This is a genomic window from Sphingobium sp. AP50 (assembly GCF_900109095.1).
In the GTDB taxonomy this organism is placed as follows: domain Bacteria; phylum Pseudomonadota; class Alphaproteobacteria; order Sphingomonadales; family Sphingomonadaceae; genus Sphingobium.
In genome coordinates this window covers 1-16,083 of record NZ_FNYZ01000041.1, presented here as the reverse complement: position 1 = coordinate 16,083, position 16,083 = coordinate 1, and the positions used below count along the sequence as shown (strand labels likewise).

Annotated in this window: 13 protein-coding genes and 1 pseudogene; 7 read left to right on the top strand and 7 right to left on the bottom strand. The window is 54.5% G+C overall.

Features of this window, described 5'->3' with window-relative positions:
* Positions 1-120 precede the first annotated feature (120 nt).
* The 4 genes from BMY84_RS28295 to BMY84_RS28280 all read right to left on the bottom strand — a co-directional run bounded on the left by BMY84_RS28295 (position 121) and on the right by BMY84_RS28280 (position 2,771).
* On the bottom strand, positions 121-1,734 hold the full coding sequence (locus tag BMY84_RS28295; protein WP_093088462.1) for an IS66 family transposase: 1,614 nt from the start codon (positions 1,732-1,734) through the stop codon (positions 121-123).
* A 59-nt stretch (positions 1,735-1,793) separates the two neighbouring features.
* Positions 1,794-2,141 (bottom strand): IS66 family insertion sequence element accessory protein TnpB, encoded by a 348-nt coding sequence (gene tnpB / locus BMY84_RS28290; RefSeq protein WP_093088460.1) that lies wholly within the window; start codon positions 2,139-2,141, stop codon positions 1,794-1,796.
* Positions 2,138-2,467: a transposase gene (locus tag BMY84_RS28285; RefSeq protein ID WP_093088458.1), complete on the bottom strand. Its 330-nt coding sequence runs from the start codon at positions 2,465-2,467 to the stop codon at positions 2,138-2,140. The genes tnpB and BMY84_RS28285 overlap by 4 nt, the downstream gene beginning before the upstream one ends.
* Before the next feature lie 67 nt (positions 2,468-2,534).
* A complete protein-coding gene (locus tag BMY84_RS28280) occupies positions 2,535-2,771 on the bottom strand; it encodes a hypothetical protein (RefSeq protein WP_218147067.1) in 237 nt (78 codons plus the stop codon).
* A gap of 69 nt (positions 2,772-2,840) precedes the next feature.
* On the opposite strand from BMY84_RS28280, the pseudogene BMY84_RS28275 reads away from it, so the two are divergent.
* Positions 2,841-3,104 (top strand): annotated as a pseudogene (locus tag BMY84_RS28275) (transposase); the annotation flags it as partial.
* A gap of 196 nt (positions 3,105-3,300) precedes the next feature.
* On the opposite strand, the gene BMY84_RS28270 reads toward BMY84_RS28275, so the two are convergent.
* The 3 genes from BMY84_RS28270 to BMY84_RS28260 all read right to left on the bottom strand — a co-directional run bounded on the left by BMY84_RS28270 (position 3,301) and on the right by BMY84_RS28260 (position 7,870).
* Positions 3,301-3,657 carry a hypothetical protein gene (locus BMY84_RS28270; RefSeq protein WP_093088457.1) on the bottom strand — a complete coding sequence of 119 codons (357 nt, stop codon included), beginning with the start codon at positions 3,655-3,657 and terminating at the stop codon, positions 3,301-3,303.
* A gap of 45 nt (positions 3,658-3,702) precedes the next feature.
* Positions 3,703-7,119, bottom strand: a complete 3,417-nt coding sequence (locus tag BMY84_RS28265; protein ID WP_093088455.1) for a glycosyl hydrolase — start codon at positions 7,117-7,119, stop codon at positions 3,703-3,705.
* A gap of 202 nt (positions 7,120-7,321) precedes the next feature.
* Positions 7,322-7,870, bottom strand: coding sequence for a cytochrome b (locus tag BMY84_RS28260; RefSeq protein ID WP_177204251.1), 549 nt, complete (start codon positions 7,868-7,870; stop codon positions 7,322-7,324).
* Between the two features lie 579 nt (positions 7,871-8,449).
* Here BMY84_RS28260 and BMY84_RS28255 point away from each other — a divergent pair.
* The 6 genes from BMY84_RS28255 (at position 8,450) to BMY84_RS28230 (ending at position 16,041) form a co-directional block, all read left to right on the top strand.
* Complete coding sequence (locus BMY84_RS28255) at positions 8,450-8,902, top strand: hypothetical protein (protein ID WP_093088452.1); 453 nt, start codon at positions 8,450-8,452, stop codon at positions 8,900-8,902.
* A 197-nt stretch (positions 8,903-9,099) separates the two neighbouring features.
* Complete coding sequence (locus tag BMY84_RS28250) at positions 9,100-10,050, top strand: PDR/VanB family oxidoreductase (protein WP_093088450.1); 951 nt, start codon at positions 9,100-9,102, stop codon at positions 10,048-10,050.
* Positions 10,051-10,181: 131 nt separating this feature from the next.
* A complete protein-coding gene (locus BMY84_RS28245; protein ID WP_177204250.1) occupies positions 10,182-10,757 on the top strand; it encodes a pyridoxamine 5'-phosphate oxidase family protein in 576 nt (191 codons plus the stop codon).
* A gap of 24 nt (positions 10,758-10,781) precedes the next feature.
* A complete protein-coding gene (locus tag BMY84_RS28240) occupies positions 10,782-11,351 on the top strand; it encodes a pyridoxamine 5'-phosphate oxidase family protein (RefSeq protein ID WP_093088447.1) in 570 nt (189 codons plus the stop codon).
* Between the two features lie 243 nt (positions 11,352-11,594).
* Positions 11,595-13,772, top strand: coding sequence for a TonB-dependent receptor (locus BMY84_RS28235; RefSeq protein WP_093088446.1), 2,178 nt, complete (start codon positions 11,595-11,597; stop codon positions 13,770-13,772).
* 334 nt (positions 13,773-14,106) lie between these two features.
* Positions 14,107-16,041 (top strand): glycoside hydrolase family 3 protein, encoded by a 1,935-nt coding sequence (locus BMY84_RS28230; protein ID WP_218147066.1) that lies wholly within the window; start codon positions 14,107-14,109, stop codon positions 16,039-16,041.
* Positions 16,042-16,083 lie beyond the last annotated feature (42 nt).

Sequence of the window (16,083 nt, the reverse complement as noted above, 5' to 3'; positions counted from 1 at the left end):
CCCCAAGCGACAGCCCCAGAAACCGCAGCCAACTCAGCCGATCGCGGATCATGAAATCCATCCGGGCGTCTGACAGATTATGCTGCGCCTGCAGGGTATGCATCCGGTGAGAACCGCGGATCAGGCCGCTTGGCGTTGATCGTCTGTGGCGCGCCAGTTCCAGGGAAGCAGTTCGTGGAGACGGCTCTGTGGGATGTCTGCGATCTGCGTGAGAACATCGGCGAGCCAGGCCTGGGGATCGATGTCGTTGAGCTTCGCCGTGCCGATGAGGCTCAACATGAAGGCGGTGCGCTGGCCACCACGATCTGAGCCAGCGAAGAGCCATGATTTTCTGCCCAGGGCTATGCCTCGAAGCGCCCGTTCTGCCGCGTTGTTCGTCAGGCAGATGCGGCCATCGTCGAGGAAGGCTGCGAAGGCGGGCCATGCGTTGAGCATGTAATCCATGGCCTCGGCCACATCGCTGTTCTTTGACAGCTTTGACCGGTTGTCGCGCATCCATTCTTCCAGATCGGCAACCAGCGGTGCGCTGAGTTCCTGTCGAAGGGCGTGGCGCTCCTGGGCCGGTCTGCCGTTGATGGCGCGCTCAATGTCAAAGATCGCGTCGATACGGCGGACCGCCTCCACTGCCAGCGGCGAGATGACGGCCTTTTTGCGGCGCTTCTTGAGCTGCGCGGCGATATCGGCCAGCTCGAAGAAATAACGGCGCGCGTGGCTCCAGCAAAGGGCGCGGGTCAGCGGCGCCGGCAGGCGGTCGCCATGGAACAGGGCATTATAGCCGGCATAGGCATCGGCCTGGAGAATACCTCTCCAACTGCGCAGATGGCTCACAGGATGCTCGCCTCGCCGGTCGCGGGAATAATGGAAGATCGCTGCGGGCGGTGCCGGTCCGCTAAAAGGTCGATCATCCCGGACATAGGTCCAGATCCGGCCCATATCGGTCTTGGTCTTGGCCAGCACTGGCACCGTCGTATCGTCTCCATGCAATCGCTCGGCGGCAAGGACGTGGGCTTCGATCAGGAGATAGAGCGGCATCAGCGCGGCGGTGCAGGTGCCGACCTGATCGGCCAGAGTGGAAAGGCTCAGGTCCACGCCTTCCCGGGCATAGCGATCACGCTGGCGGTTGAGCGGCTGATGCGCGCCGAACTTCTCGAACAGCAGCATCGCAAGGAAGCTGGGACCGAAGAGCCCACGGGGCGTCACATGGAAAGGCGCCGGCGGTTGTGCGATCTTCTCACAATCCCGGCAGGAGAACTTCTCCCGCACGGTCTGAACCACCTTCCACTGTCGCGGCACAACCTCGAGCGTCTCGGTGATATCCTCACCCAGCTTGCACAGCCGTTCCGAGCCGCAGCAGGGGCAGGCATCGGGCGCGGCGATGACGACGCGCTCGCGCGGCAGATGCTCGGGCAAGGCCTTGCGGGCGGGCCGCTTGCGCTCGAACGGTGCGACGTTGGTCTTCGCCGCTGCCAGAGCAGCCAGGAACTCATCTTCGCTGGCAGCGGTCTCGCACTCCTCGAAGGTCAGTTCCATCTGGTCGAGCAGATGGCGCGTGCGCTCGGAGCGCTGGCCAAAAAGGGTGCGGCGCATCTTCTCGTTTTGCAGTTGGAGAAGGGCGTTGCGGGCTTCCAGGTCCGCGTTGATCGCCTTTATGCGGGCGACTTCAGCGGCGACAGCCTGGGCTGCGGCAAGCTGCGCGCGAAGGCTCTGGATCTCTGCTTGCGCCGCGTCACCCATGCCCAAAGGCATAGCAGAAAAGCACCGAAATCCCTAGCTTTTTAGCTCTCCGGCATCGATTATCCGGCCAATGTCGGCCGCCAGGTTGCTTGCGGATTACGCCAGTCGATCGCCTCCAGCATGCAAGCCAACTGGGAGGCGGAGATGGCAATTACCCCATCTACAGCCGATGGCCAGATATACTTCCCCCGCTCCAGGCGTTTGGCATAGAGCGACATGCCAACGCCATCATGCCACAGGATCTTGCACAGGTCGCCACGGCGCCCTCGGAAGACATAGAGATCACCGGCATGGGGATCCCGCCTGAAACTCTGCTGCACCTGCAGGGCCAAGGATCGCATGCCCTTCCTCATATCGGTATGTCCGGTCGCGATCCATATCCGGACGCCGGAGGGAACTGGGATCACGGCTTGACCGACCGCAACACTGCCGACACCAACCCAGGCGATGCGCCAGCGGGGATGCGTACGATCGCCCGCTCGAACTCCACGATGATCGCCGATCCGATCACCGGCACTGGATCGGGCTGCACCTGCACCTTTGCAAAGCCCTGCGCTGCCTGACCCATCTGCCGCCGCCATCTGTAGATCTGGTTCGGCCGAAGATCAGCACGGCGGGCAATCTCCGCCACGTTCGCGCCGGGCGCCGAAACAGCCGCGACCAACTCACGCTTCTGCTGGTCGGTCCACACCCGCCGCCGCTCCGGGCCTGAAATTACCGTGATCTGACTCATCGCACCGTCCCTAGTACCGGTGCAAACACCAGCGCTTGCACCGGTGCCATCTCGAAATATCAGCCAATCACCGCAAGGCGGCCCTCACCGGAGCGATACCCTGCAGGATCAGGGCCTTGAACATCATCACCGGATCGAAGGGTGGGCGCCCGCCTTTGGCTCCATCGCCATAACCAAGCCCTTCGACCAGCCACGCCCGGAAATACTCGAAATCCACCGTCTCCTGCAAAACCTCAAGCGGATCGCCCTCCTTGCTCAATGCCTCAAGGTGATCGCTCAAACTGAACAGGGACTTGGGATCCATAGCTGGCCTCCGTGATCGCGCGCCCTCTATGAATCATTATCGCCGTCCAAACGCTATCGGTTTTTGCGGGTCTCCAGCTTCAACGGTCGCATGCGCGACGAGCTACTCAACAAGACCCTGTTCCTGAGCCTGGACCACGCCCGTGTGGTGATCTCCGCCTGGGCAGAGGATTACAACCAGGAGAGACCCCACTCATCCCTTGGATACGAGACCCCGGCGGCCTTTGCTGCCGAACTGCAAAAGCAATGGCCTGCTCCGCTACGCCCTACGGGCTCCGCTCCACAGGCCATTGCTTCATCCGCGCTCATGCGCAACAAAGCTGCCCGGCTCTAATCCCGACTGGAGGAAATCCGGGGGTCACGTCAGCCGTTGCCGAAATTTCGCCGTCAGCGCCCAAGGGAACTGGCGCGATGGAGCACCATCGCGCCAGTTCACCATAGGCAAGTAGCAATTCTTCATTTGATTTATATTCATCATCCGCCTTCCATACCAACCGACAGAAGGCAGATGCTTGAATACAAGTTTACTCTTAGTTCGGAGCGTTTATTTCAGCCGAATCCAAGCTTCCGTCGCCGTTCTTGTCGGCTTCCTTGAACAATCTTGGCGCTGCAGCGGTATAATCCGCGTGGCTGATCATACCTTGTGCATTGGGCGTGATGCCTTTGAAACTACCCTTTGCCATTTCAGGCAGATCGGCAAGCTTCACACTCTCTTCGCCCGCTGCGAAAAATCCCCATCCACTCTCTCGGAATGCGGCATATTCCTCGATAGTAACCTTCCCGTCCTGATCCGTATCCGCCATCGCCATCACGTCGAAGCCTTGGGCAGCCAAAGGAGCTCCGATGAGCAAGATACCGATACCGATCAAAAGTGAACATTTCTTCATTGATACTCTCCTTATTAAATAGTGAGTTATGTGGGATTGATATTCTCAGGGTAATTTTGGTGGTGTCGCACGTATCTCGTGGAACAGCTTGACGGGGCCAACAAGGCCGGAGGGGCGAAGCGGCGCGGACGCGACATAGGTGGGAATTGAAGTCCAAGCGACCTTCTTGGCTCCTGCCTGCGCATCGCCAATGAGGCGATTGATCCACAAGTTGGCAACCCGGATTTCTAGGTTGTTCTCTCCAGCTTTGGCCGCTCGCCCAATATCGATCCGATAAGGGGCATGCCAAGCGCTGCCAGCAAGGCTGCCATTGACCCAAACTTCGACAACGTCATTGACCGTTCCCAAATCCAAATAAAGGGCTTCACCAGCTTTCCATTCGCGAGGAGCACGGAATTTTTTCTGGTACGTTGCAACGCCTGAAAAATATCGTACTCCTGGTTCGACGCTTTCATGCAAAGGGGCAAGTTTATCGAGGGTCTTTGTAGGTGGAGCGCCTCGCCCTTTTTCGAACAACAGGTCCCAAGATCCAGAAAGCTCACTGCCAGCCGACAAAGTTGCAGCTACAATATTTGCATGATCGTTGCGGGATTTAGTTCGAAAAAGAACATGAACGGCTTCATCGCTTTGCAACGTCAATGGGATGACAATCTGACCATTTTCCGTGGTATAGCTTACTTTCTCAGTCAGCCCTGTTTCGGGATACCACAGTTCGGGCACCATTCCGGCGACGCGGAAACGAGCTTTGCCAACCTGAGTTTTGCCGCTCCGGTTGACGAGGAAGTAGCTGTCTCCGCTTTCGAAGCGACGATGAACGAAGGGGATATCTGCTTTTGAACTGTCGCCTGAGAATTGAAAGTCAGGCGCTACCCCAAGCCGTGCTAGTGCTGCGTTCACATCGCCAGTTGCAATCACTTTGCCTTCGCCAAATGTAGTGATCTCTGTGCCGGCCCATAATTTTCCGACAATAGCGGCAAATTCGGCATCGTCAGGCGCCATACTGGGATCAGCGATAGGCTTTAGGCCAATAATCGTTCCGCCATCTTTAACCAATTCCGACAGCTTGCGCAGTGTTGGTAATGTCATGTGCCTAGATGAGCCGCCTAGATATACAGCACTGTATCTTGCGCCGCCCGGAGTGACCAACTCCCGCCCTGCATTAGCCAGAGCGCCTGCCACGGCATCGGCATTAATAAAATCCCAAGCGTGAGCAATAGGGACGTCTTTGAGCGGCCCGTTTGCATATAGAGCCGACAAAGGGGCATCTTCACCATAAAAATAGGCGATATCGGCGACGTTGCGACCTTGTTGAAGGAGGAAGGCGTTCCGAGCGATATAGTCGATCCAAGGTTTGGCAAGCTCCGCCCAACTTTCGTGACGGTTGAAGAACTGGCCAAAGAAGAAAAGCGAAAGGCCCGGAAATTTGTCATCGCGAGGTTGATGGACCGAGGTATGGATGACTGGAAGATTCACCCCGCTGACGAATTCCAGGTCTATGACCCTTTTAAGGTCGGATGGTGAAAATGCCCAAGGCGCTAATGCAGAAGTAAGGGATTCTGCAGCAACCACCTTTTTCCCATAGACATGGGCAACCGAAGCGGCTCCCCGCATATCGCCTAGCAAAGACGGGCGCGGTGCTTCGCGCCGCCCGAAAGTCCACATTGCCGCCATCGGCACATCTGCATATCGACGCATTTCCATGTCATCGCCAAGCGAGGGACGGCCATTCTCCAATGCTTCGCCATAGACCTTCAAGCCATGTTCGTGCGCGACAGCTGCTATCGTTCCATAATGTTCCGAGGCTATCAGGTCCGAAAGTGTGCGCCGATAATCATATAAGAATTTATCGCTTAACGACCGTGATCCGATTATTACCCCGGTAAGAGCAGGAAGCCATGATGTTGGATCATAGCCGCGTAGCCGTTTAAACTGATCAATCATCATAGGCGTCCAATTGGAATCACCAGCTTCAATCGAATCCGTGATAATCGAGCGAACGCCATGCCTGCCAATCATGGCGTCGCCTACTGCGCTCTTATAACTTCCAAGATAATGTTCCAGGTAACGACGAACGGACGCCGCGTCATATTTGTCGACTTCAAGCCCGGTTGCCTCCGGGGTCGCTGGAGTGTTCGTTGCGCCGGTCAGCGAGTAGCCTAGGCGCAAGATCCGCCATCGTCCCTTTGGCGGCGTCCAAGTCAACTTACCATCGGGCGTCATGTATCGAGTCAGATCGATGATTTTCGACGGATCGACGCCAGTGATATCTGGTATGCCTGCGCTCAAACTGTGGTAATCCGGTCTTACTTCAAATCCGGCCTTGGCTTCAAATTGGTCCACTGCTGGGGCGCTTGACAGCCGCCAGTCTGAAATCTTCAATCCCGCAGGACCTGATGCTCCCCCTAACAATGGGCCAAATGCTGCCATGTCCACACCTGCTGGCGGCAGACTCATGCCGCCAAAGGACTGGGGGGCCTTGGCAAAGACCACTCTAAAGTGACGTGCCTCAACTGGAGCAAAACTGATGGTACTTGGAATTTTCCCGACGGGAATTTTCCCGATGATATTCCAGGCGACACCGTCAAGGCTCGATTCCAACCGTGGTGCAAAAGCTGGACCGAAATAGTTGTTTCCTTGCCCTGCAATGAATAGCGTAACCGATTGCACTGTCACTAAGGACTTATAGCTGTAACGCAACTCATTTGGCTTCCCCGCAACTGTTGCAGACAGATTAACAAATGATCCCAGATCTCCATCGGTCAGGGGGAATGACGACAGCGGACCATTTAATGATGCAGCAGCTTCAGGCTGGAGATCATTATTTTGACCAATTGGGATACCAAGTACCGCGATGTCACGATAATAGGTCGGCACCTGCTTCCCGGGGTCTTGCTTCGGCGACATCGGTCCTTCAGCATGTTCCCTCGCCGCACTAAGATAGGGGCCAGTAACCGATGGAGGTGCATTTAATAAATGATCGGATCGCTTGCTCGCGACAACGTCAGTCGTCGACCAAGTCAATTTCTTCATGCCGTCTGCAGGAGTGACCCAAGGCCCTCCGGTTTCCGACCAGCCCGGTGAAGCCGCAATCCCCAGTTCAAGTCCAAGCCGGTCAGCCTCGGTCACGGCGAATCGGAACGCATCTTTCCATTCCGGCGACATGTAGCCCAACCGCTTGTCGACAATCTGGGGCGTAGATATATTAGCATCGAAATTCTGCAGGCCGCCAATTCCCACGCGCTTCATCCACGCTAGATCTTTGGCAATACCATCTTTTGTGATGTTACCGTTCATCCAATGCCACCATACAAGCGGTCGGGCTGCTATTGGAGGTGAACGAAATTGCTCTTCAAGCGTCGGCTCCGGACCAGAGGCAGAGATAGAATTTTCTCTGGCCAGTGCCGGAAAGGTAACGAGTGTTGTGGCGATCAAAAGCGCGCGCCGCTTTATACGGGTCGTCATCAGTTTTCCTTCAATCGTAAAGATAATTTATTGCCTTTGGAGTGCAATTTTTTTTGACCGTCTTACCAGGATCTCGGATAAGGCGCGGTAACCGCTTAATGCCGGCGAGAAAACTTTCATACATTACTGAAAGTATTCGTAATATGTAATCTAGCCTCACGGCATATCCTCTAAGAGACTTGTCGCTTTGATCGCTTGGCGGTCATTGGCCGATATTACGTCGAAACCACATGCGGCGAAATATGCGGTCACGCTTTACAAACTGGTGAAACAACGCGGCTGCCACATGGAGTGTTAACAACGCCATCAAGGCCAGTGCGCCTGCACCATGCGGCCCTCGAGGAGGAGCAGAATCGAAGTCTGGTAAAGCGGCCTGGCCGTACGATAGAAAAATAGCTCCCCAGGCATTTTTCAGCACGACCATCGCCAAGCCGCTGGCGATCATACCCAGCAACGTGGCGTAGAGCAGGATGTGTAATACAGCGGCAGCACGCGTCATGATCGGGCGTGCCCCAAGCACAGGTTCGGGCTTAGCGTCGATGCACCACCACCAAATAATACGTACCGCCGTAAGCAATAGCAGTGCGAGTCCAAACGGGATGTGGGTGCGCAGAATCGCAATTTTCATTTGTGAACTCGCTGCGCCATCAGCGGTAAAACCGGTCACGAGAAGCGCAAAGATGATAACCGCGCTTATCCAGTGAATCGCTGTCGGTACATTGCCATAATATTGCTTATCGCTCTTCAACATAGACCTCTCCATTTGCTCTTATAACGAGCACGTGGCTTTCGTACTTTTTTTACCTCGCCCAAAACCGTGGCAAAATTGGATTTAGAATTCCGTCAACCAGCAGATGTCTTGGACCAATATGCGAAATGAACATTCGCATTAATATCAATACGTACCGATCATTGTCGCTGCGGTTTTGCTTCGCGATGAAGATCATCATCACTTTCCCAGTCGTTCACGATCCTTTGAACATTCTGCCCTCTTGCGGAGAGACCCATGGCGAATTCGGCTTCATGCCAGGGTCGCCGCCAAGATCACGCCCCGACCCGAACCATCGAGTACTTGTCGCACCTAACCCCGCGCCACGCGATCCCTCCCAGCGAGGATAAGACTTTTGGTGCTGAATATCGCGAGAATCAGAACAATGAGGGTATTGTCCCTCACGTGTTAAAACCACCTCTTCCATGAACCCATAACACTACATTGACATAATGTTGTCAATTAGATTAGCTACCAAGGCACGCAGGATCGAACAGGGTCCGGCATTGGGCTAGCTGACACGCGCAGAGACGCGAACAAGTGATCTGCGGGAGAGTTTGAATGTTGAAGTTAATGCATCCGGTTGCTGGCGCAGTTGCGATCCTGCTTATTTCAGGGTTCTGGCTGTCTACAGCGGTGGTCGAGCTTTTTGGAACACATTCCCAGATTGTCACGGTTAAAACACTGATACCGTGGGGCTTTCTTTTCCTCATTCCAGCACTTGCGGCAACCGGGGCATCAGGACTGGTACTCGCCAAGGGCCGCAGGTCAGGCCTCATCGGCATCAAGATGAAACGTATGCCCTTTGTCGCTGCAAATGGTCTGCTCATTTTGGTCCCGGCTGCTTTCTTTTTGGCCTATAAGGCTACCTCCAGGCAGTTCGATACGAACTTCGCGATCGTGCAGATGATAGAACTGCTTGCTGGAGCGGCAAATCTAACTCTTCTTTCTCTCAACATGCGGGATGGATTTCGCATGCGCCGTCGGATGCTGCGGCAACAGCATCCGCAATAGGCCTCGGCCGACCACGCAATGGGATAAAATCAAATCTATGGCCTGCCAAATTCTGTGCACCCTTCAGCTACTGGCCAAAACTAAGTAGACTTATTTAGATAGGTAGGCTATGTATATCGGACCCGGTCTCAGCCGGTGGTGGGTTCAAGTGCGATGGATAAGATGACCTCGCGCGTTCAAAGGGCAGAGGGTGAGCTATGAGCGTTCAGCTTGACATGATCGTAACAGTATATGAGCCGCTGGCTGGTGACGTCTGGATCATCGATTTGGAGCGGCATGATGGTGCAGCTCTACCTGAGTTCGAGGCTGGAGCGCATGTAGACCTGTTCATAGGGCCCGAAATGGTGAGGCCCTATTCGCTCTGCAACAGCCCGGCTGAAAGGCATCGCTATCAGTTCGGTATCCTCAAGGATCCTATATCGCGCGGAGGATCTGACCTGATCTGCACGCAGTGGGGAGTCGGGATGCCGGTCAGAGCATCCTTCCCACGCAACCTTTTCCCCCTTAAGGAAGACGCCGCTCATTCGATATTGATCGGTGGTGGCATCGGTATCACGCCGCTCATTGCCATGGCTCATCGTCTGGCGGCTCTGGGGCGTTCGTTCGAACTACATTATTGCGTCCGCGATCAAGGCAAGGCAGCGTTTCAAACGAAGATCGCTGACAGCATATTTGCTGCTAACGCACGTGTCCACTTCTCTGCGGAACGACGCTTCTGTCTTGCCGATGATGTCGGACATCCATTGGACAACCAAACTCATCTTTACGTCTGTGGTCCTACAGGGTTCATGGAACAGGTGATTGATGATGCATACGCCAGCGGATGGGGCGAAAGTCAGGTCCATTCAGAACAGTTTACAGCTGAAACTGATCTGACAGGCGCTCCTTTCACGGTCCAACTTGCCGATGGTAAAAGCTTTGAGGTTCCCGGCGGTAGGTCCATCGCAAGCTGCCTTATCGATGCGGGCTACGATATAGAGATATCCTGTGAACAAGGAATCTGTGGGACCTGCATAGCTGATGTTTTGGAAGGGTTACCAGATCATCGCGATCACTACCTTACCGAGGATGAGCGCAATTCAAATCAGCTGATCACGATGTGCTGCTCGCGATCTTTGTCAAAAACATTGATCCTTGATTTTCAGTGACTGCTAACTCCAGCCGGTTCGGCTTCTGGTGCATAAAGTCGTTCGTCAATTTGGCCGTGGAACTAATTTAACATTACCAACTCACGCGCGCGCACACTGCGCGGCAAGAATAGTGAAAGAGAGGAATGGCTATGGACGAACTCGCATTTGCGCCCCCACCGGAAGTGACGGCGCGGATCGCGGCAGGGGTTGAGCCAGGAGATGCTGCCCTATTGCCGCGGGTAGACGAAAGCGCCGCGCTCAGGATGCGGATCGCGGATTTTCTCTCGACAAGTGAACTCGCGATTCTGAGTACAAAGACGGCAGGTGGCTGGCCGTTGACAGCCTGTATGCATTTCGGGTCTGTCATAGGGGAGCGGGGGCAACCCGTCCTATATCTGTTTTCGAAGCCTGATACGCGCAAGCTTGTCAATGTCGCGGTAGAGCCACGCGTTTCAATAATGGTCTACGCTCCCCACAACGAGCCTGACGCTTCAGTAGTCCCTAGCCTTCAGCTTCAGGGGCTCTGCACGATCATCGACAGCAAAATAGAACATAAATATTCCATGGAGTGCCAATTCGGAAAAGTGGGATACGGTTTCTCCCGGCTCCTGGGGTTGCACAAGCAGCCAGCTCTACGGATTGACGTCGTGAGAGGCCTGTGGAACGATCCATCGACAAATCTGCAGTCGATCGCGATTGACTATCTCCAAACTCCTCGGGTCTGATCTACATTACAATCGAGGCATAACATGACGACTTCTCGAGATATTCTGCAGTCCGATCTCGCGCAATCAGGCGATCATCGCCGCGGAGAGGAACAGGCGCCACCCAAATATAAAGACGCGGTGAGGGCGGCATTTGGCGATCGCATCCTTGAAACCATGTCGCGATTGCCATGGGCCTTCATTGGCACCGTTTCAGAGAGCGGATGGCCTTTTACAAGCGCGGCGCGCTTTGTGACCATAGCGGATGAGGAACACCGTCCGGTGACATTTGTCATTGTCGAGCGGGGATCGATTGCCGAGGCTCATCTGCTGGCCAATCCCCGTGTCGGATTTGAGGCGCATTTAGCGGTAGGCTGGCTTGAGCGCCGCAAGGCGCGTGCCGTCCAGATTCAAGCGCTTGCGACGTTCGTCGATGATGAAAGTTCCGTAGAAGTGGTTCGTCGTTCATTCGCGCAAAAATATAGTGCCGATCCGGCCTACTGCGTTGATGTATCGGATCGCCTTGTTCATTTGACGCCGCTTAGCATCGTCAATTTCTACGCTGCGGGTCGTCCGCAGTGGGGATATGTCGATTATACTGCTGCCGATGGATAAAGTGGATATTTGAGCGCTGATTCAGTCTTTGACTAAGCAAGACGACGACGCGCAGCAACGGCATTGGAGTGGCTCGGTCTTCAGAGGGCCATGCTAGTTTGTTGATTCAAGCAGGGCGGGAGCTGTCTCACAAAAACTGGATACGTGCTGTGTTTAGATAGGTCGCCACCCTATCTATATTGACTTATAGATTGGTGGCGCTAAAGTGTTCGGCAACAATATAACATTAGGGGAGGTGCTTAAATGCGTAGGATTGCTCTTCAATCAGGTCTTTTGATAACCACTATTCTGAGCGTGCCCGTCCTTGCGCAGGAGAACCGCATCGAAGGTACGGTTACAAATAACGCGGATATCGTTGTGACCGCATCCCGACAGGCGACATCACTGCAGGACACTGCGCTCAACATTAACGTTGTGTCAGCAGAGAGATTGGCAGCAAGCGGGGTGACTGATACGTCGCAGCTGCAACGCGTCGTCCCGAACCTCCAATTTAGTTCAAGCGGCCAGAGTAGCTTTGTCTACTTACGTGGTATTGGCAGTAACATATTTGGCGGATTTAGCTCAAATAGCGTTGCTACATATGTGGATGGTGTCTATGCGGCGTCCCAGGGACTGTCAACGCAAGAGCTTTTCGACGTTCAGCGCGTTGAGGTCCTCCGCGGTCCTCAGGCGACACTATATGGGCGTAATGCGACGGGCGGCGCAATATTGCTCTCTACAGAGAATCCGACTGATACACTTAGCGCGAAGTTTGATTCCGATTTTGGCAATTACAATAATGTCAGAGTTAGTGCGGCTGTTTCGGGTCCCGTCATAGGCGATACTGTCAAGGCTCGCATAGCAGTACTTAAATATACTCATGATGGCTATACCACAAATCTGCGCACGGGTGATGGCATCGACACCCGGGATTACTGGGCTGTGCGCGGTACGTTGCTCATCGATCCGAGTGAGACTATATCGGTCACTATCAAGGGCAATTATGCGCGCGAGAATGGCGCACCAGGCAGCTCTTATCCGCTTGAGCCCAATTCAGCAGCCTTCAGCAATGGCCCCCCCTTTCCGTTCCCGCCGTTCGGACCGCAGTGGCTGGCGTCGCGCTATTCGAGCAATCCTCGGGAAGTTTACAATGACATCATCAATCACTTGCCGACCGAGACGTACGGCGGGCTGTTGAAAGTCGATCTTGACCTGGGCGGCGCCAACTTGGTGTCGACTAGTTCCTATCAAGCTGATAAGATTGGTCCGACATTCCAAGACCTTGATGACTCAGAAGCGCTCATCCGTGGCTATTTTCCAGGATTTTCCGAAGGGAAATATTATTTTCAGGATGTCATCCTGTCATCAAATCCGGGTTCCGGTCCGCTCAACTGGATGGTAGGGGGCACCTACACCAAGGAAAAGACTAAGGGCGGGGGCGCGTTCCTTACCCAATATGGTCCTTTTGGTGATCCAGTCGAACCTTCTTCGTTCGCTAGCGATAAAGCCTATGCCGTCTATGGGCAGGCGAGCTACGACCTGTCGAGCATGTTCCGTGTCCTGGCAGGACTACGCTACACGTCCGAGACACGGTCCGGCCGCAGCGGCGCGTCGAGCAAAAAAGTAACCTGGGAAGATATTTCTCCTAAATTCTCGCTGGAGTTTCGTCCTCGAGCAGATCTCCTTGCCTATGTCAGTGCGACCAAGGGTTTCAAGAGCGGCGTTTTCGATCCGCGGGATCTGAATAACGTGGGTAACCCCGAAAAGATTTGGAACTACGAAGCTGGCGTTAAAGCGACTTTTCTTGACGGCCGAGCGACTTTCAATGCCAACGCATTCTATTACGACTATACTGATTTGCAGGTCTTTAGCGGACGGCAAACCACTAATCCCAATACCGGCCAAGTGGAAATCATTCCGCTTGTACAAAATGCTGGATCGGCTACCGTCAAAGGCATAGAAGTTGAAACGACTATCCGACCTACCGATATCTTCACGGTTGGTGCCAATATCGGATATTTGGACGCTCATTACGGCAAGGGCAGCATTCAGGCTGACACCAGCGTTGCCGGCAACCCGTTGATTGACATAAATGGCTATCGGATGCTTCAGGCTCCCAAATTTTCCGGGAGCCTTTTTCTTGAAGCAAATCTGCCGCTTGGCGACGAGAGCTCGCTTGTGTTTAATGCAGATGTATTCCATCAATCTTCGAGATACTTCACCGCTTTCGAGGATGCTTCGCTCAAAACGGGAAGCTATACGACGGCCAACGCTCGTCTGACATATAACCTCCCGGGTAATAATGTGTATGTTGCTGGCTATATCCGCAATATTGGCAACACGCTGATTGTCCAGTCGATCGGCCGGGTCTTGCCAGTTGGCCGTGCGGCGAGCTACGGTGCACCTCGTCTTTATGGTGTGCAGATGGGCTTTCGTTTCTAGGAGCGATTGCAAGTCGGTGAGCTATCGATCTGTTTAGGGACGTCGATAGCTCACCACATCCCTTTTACATCCCCAATGCCCATTAAAGTGTCTCGTTGCCACGGCATCTATCAGCCATATGCCTTGCGGCTATCTCCGTCGCCAGTGGCACGGTCTCAAGGTTGCCCGTGAAGACGATGGATTCCATGGGTTCGCTGCGACAACGATTCCTGCGCTAAGCCGCATGGCGATAGGGCAGTATGATTAGGAGAACTGCAATATGTATCGGTCAAGGACGAAGATTGTTCTCCTATGCTGCGCCGGCGCGCTCGCGCTGTTAGCCGCGACATCTTCCTTGGCTGAGCGCAAGCATAATCCTAACATTCAAAGCCATTCTGTCGCGATATTAGAAGCGGACGGAATACGGTTCCGAGACCTTGATCGTGATGGGAAGTTGACGCCCTATGAGGATTGGCGCCTCAGTCCGGAAGCCCGGGCGAAAGACATTGTCAACCGAATGAATCTGGCGGAAAAGCTGGGGAGCTTGCTGCATGGAACATTGCCATCGGTCGGACCGATGGGCTCGGTCGGCATTGGCCCGCGATATGACTTGGACAGGGCGAGGGCAATGATCGTTGGTCGGAACATTACCTTCGCACTGACGCGGATGGATGGCCGGGCAGGCGAGCTTGCAGCGCAGCATAACCGGCTCCAGGATATTGCCGAGGAAGGAAGGCTTGGGATTCCGCTCACGATCAGTACCGATCCCCGGCATCATTTCCAAGGTGTGGTTGGCGCCTCGACCGCGGCGCTTGCCTTTTCCAAATGGCCAGAAGCCACTGGGCTAGCTGCGATCGGGGATCCTTCGGTAACCCGGCATTTCGCTGATATCGCTCGGCAGGAATATAGAGCAGTTGGTATCCGTGTTGCGCTGTCCCCGCAGGCAGATATTGCCAGTGAACCGCGTTGGGCTCGTGCCAATGGAACATTCGGTGACGATCCCGACCGCGTGGGCCGACAGGTCTCTGCCTACATCGAAGGCTTCCAACACGGGACGAAGGGGGTCACGAAAGATAGTGTCGTGGCCGTAGTTAAACACTGGGTCGGCTATGGAGCGGCGAAAAATGGCTTTGACAGCCATTCTTATTATGGCCGTTTCGCCGCAATCAGGCGCGATGCACTTTGGCAACACATCAGGCCATTTGAATATGCATTTCGATCGAACGCTGGCAGCATCATGCCGACCTATTCAATTCTTGAAGGCTTGAATGTCGAAGGCAAAGACGTCGAGCAGGTAGGCGCTGGTTTCAACCACTTCCTGGTGACAGAGCTTTTGCGCAAACGATATGGCTTTAAGGGGGTTATACTGAGCGATTGGGGCGTCACGGAAGATTGCCCCAGGGCGTGCACCGAAGGAAGTGGCCCAAATGAGGCTCCAATCATTGGCATGCCGTGGGGCGTGGAAGAATTACCCCGTGCGCAACGCGCGGCAAAAATGTTAAATGCCGGCGTTGACCAGATAGGCGGTATCGATGACGGGTCGCTTTTGGTCGAGGCGGTTCAACAAGGGTTGATTAGTCAAGATAGGATTGATGATGCAGCGCGCCATGTGATGGCCCAGAGCTTTGCACTTGGCCTATTTGAGGATCCCTTTGTCGATGTTGGGCTTGCCGAATCTGTGGTGGGAGCGACGGCGATGCGGCACGCAGGCTTCGACGCGCAACGGCGGTCAATCGTGCGTCTGGAAGAACGGCGTGGCATATTGCCGCTACGTCCCGGCAAAACTCGCATCTATCTCTATGGCATGAAGCCGGATGAGGCACGTCGTAGGGGCTATGAAGTGGTCGATGATCCTGCGAAGGCAGACGTTGCTATTGTAAGGACGGCGACTCCATCACAGATGCTACACCCAAAAAGCCTTTTTGGGCGGTTTCAACATGAGGGCGATCTGGATTTTAAACCTAATAATGCTGCTTTGGTCGCTATAGATGCCGCTGCCAAATCGGTCCCTGTAATCGTCGATGTCTATATGGACAGGCCGGCGATCCTGACTAACATCCGCGCGAAAGCAGCAGCGCTATTTGTAAATTTTGGAGCAAGCGACGCCGCGCTGTTAGATATATTGGGTGGCGTGATCAAGCCGCATGGGAGATTACCCTTCGAGCTTCCTTCGTCGATGGATGCAGTTCGTAATCAGCGAAGCGATATTCCGCACGACAGTAAAATGCCTCTCTATCCTAGTCACCTGAATCCAAAGTTCGGTTCATTGTTTTTTGGCAGAATCGTTTGACCGAGGCGAGGATCTCGTCGGCTGACTTCACCCATTTGTATG

Excerpts from the sequence above, each read along its gene's own strand:
- BMY84_RS28295 (WP_093088462.1), bottom strand. The coding sequence starts at position 1,734 with ATGGGTGACGCGGCGCAAGCAGAGATCCAGAGCCTTCGCGCGCAGCTT.
- BMY84_RS28285 (WP_093088458.1), bottom strand. The coding sequence starts at position 2,467 with ATGAGTCAGATCACGGTAATTTCAGGCCCGGAGCGGCGGCGGGTGTGG.
- BMY84_RS28280 (WP_218147067.1), bottom strand. The coding sequence starts at position 2,771 with ATGGATCCCAAGTCCCTGTTCAGTTTGAGCGATCACCTTGAGGCATTG.
- BMY84_RS28270 (WP_093088457.1), bottom strand. The coding sequence starts at position 3,657 with ATGAAGAAATGTTCACTTTTGATCGGTATCGGTATCTTGCTCATCGGA.
- BMY84_RS28265 (WP_093088455.1), bottom strand. The coding sequence starts at position 7,119 with ATGACGACCCGTATAAAGCGGCGCGCGCTTTTGATCGCCACAACACTC.
- BMY84_RS28260 (WP_177204251.1), bottom strand. The coding sequence starts at position 7,870 with ATGTTGAAGAGCGATAAGCAATATTATGGCAATGTACCGACAGCGATT.
- BMY84_RS28255 (WP_093088452.1), top strand. The coding sequence starts at position 8,450 with ATGTTGAAGTTAATGCATCCGGTTGCTGGCGCAGTTGCGATCCTGCTT.
- BMY84_RS28250 (WP_093088450.1), top strand. The coding sequence starts at position 9,100 with ATGAGCGTTCAGCTTGACATGATCGTAACAGTATATGAGCCGCTGGCT.
- BMY84_RS28245 (WP_177204250.1), top strand. The coding sequence starts at position 10,182 with ATGGACGAACTCGCATTTGCGCCCCCACCGGAAGTGACGGCGCGGATC.
- BMY84_RS28240 (WP_093088447.1), top strand. The coding sequence starts at position 10,782 with ATGACGACTTCTCGAGATATTCTGCAGTCCGATCTCGCGCAATCAGGC.
- BMY84_RS28235 (WP_093088446.1), top strand. The coding sequence starts at position 11,595 with ATGCGTAGGATTGCTCTTCAATCAGGTCTTTTGATAACCACTATTCTG.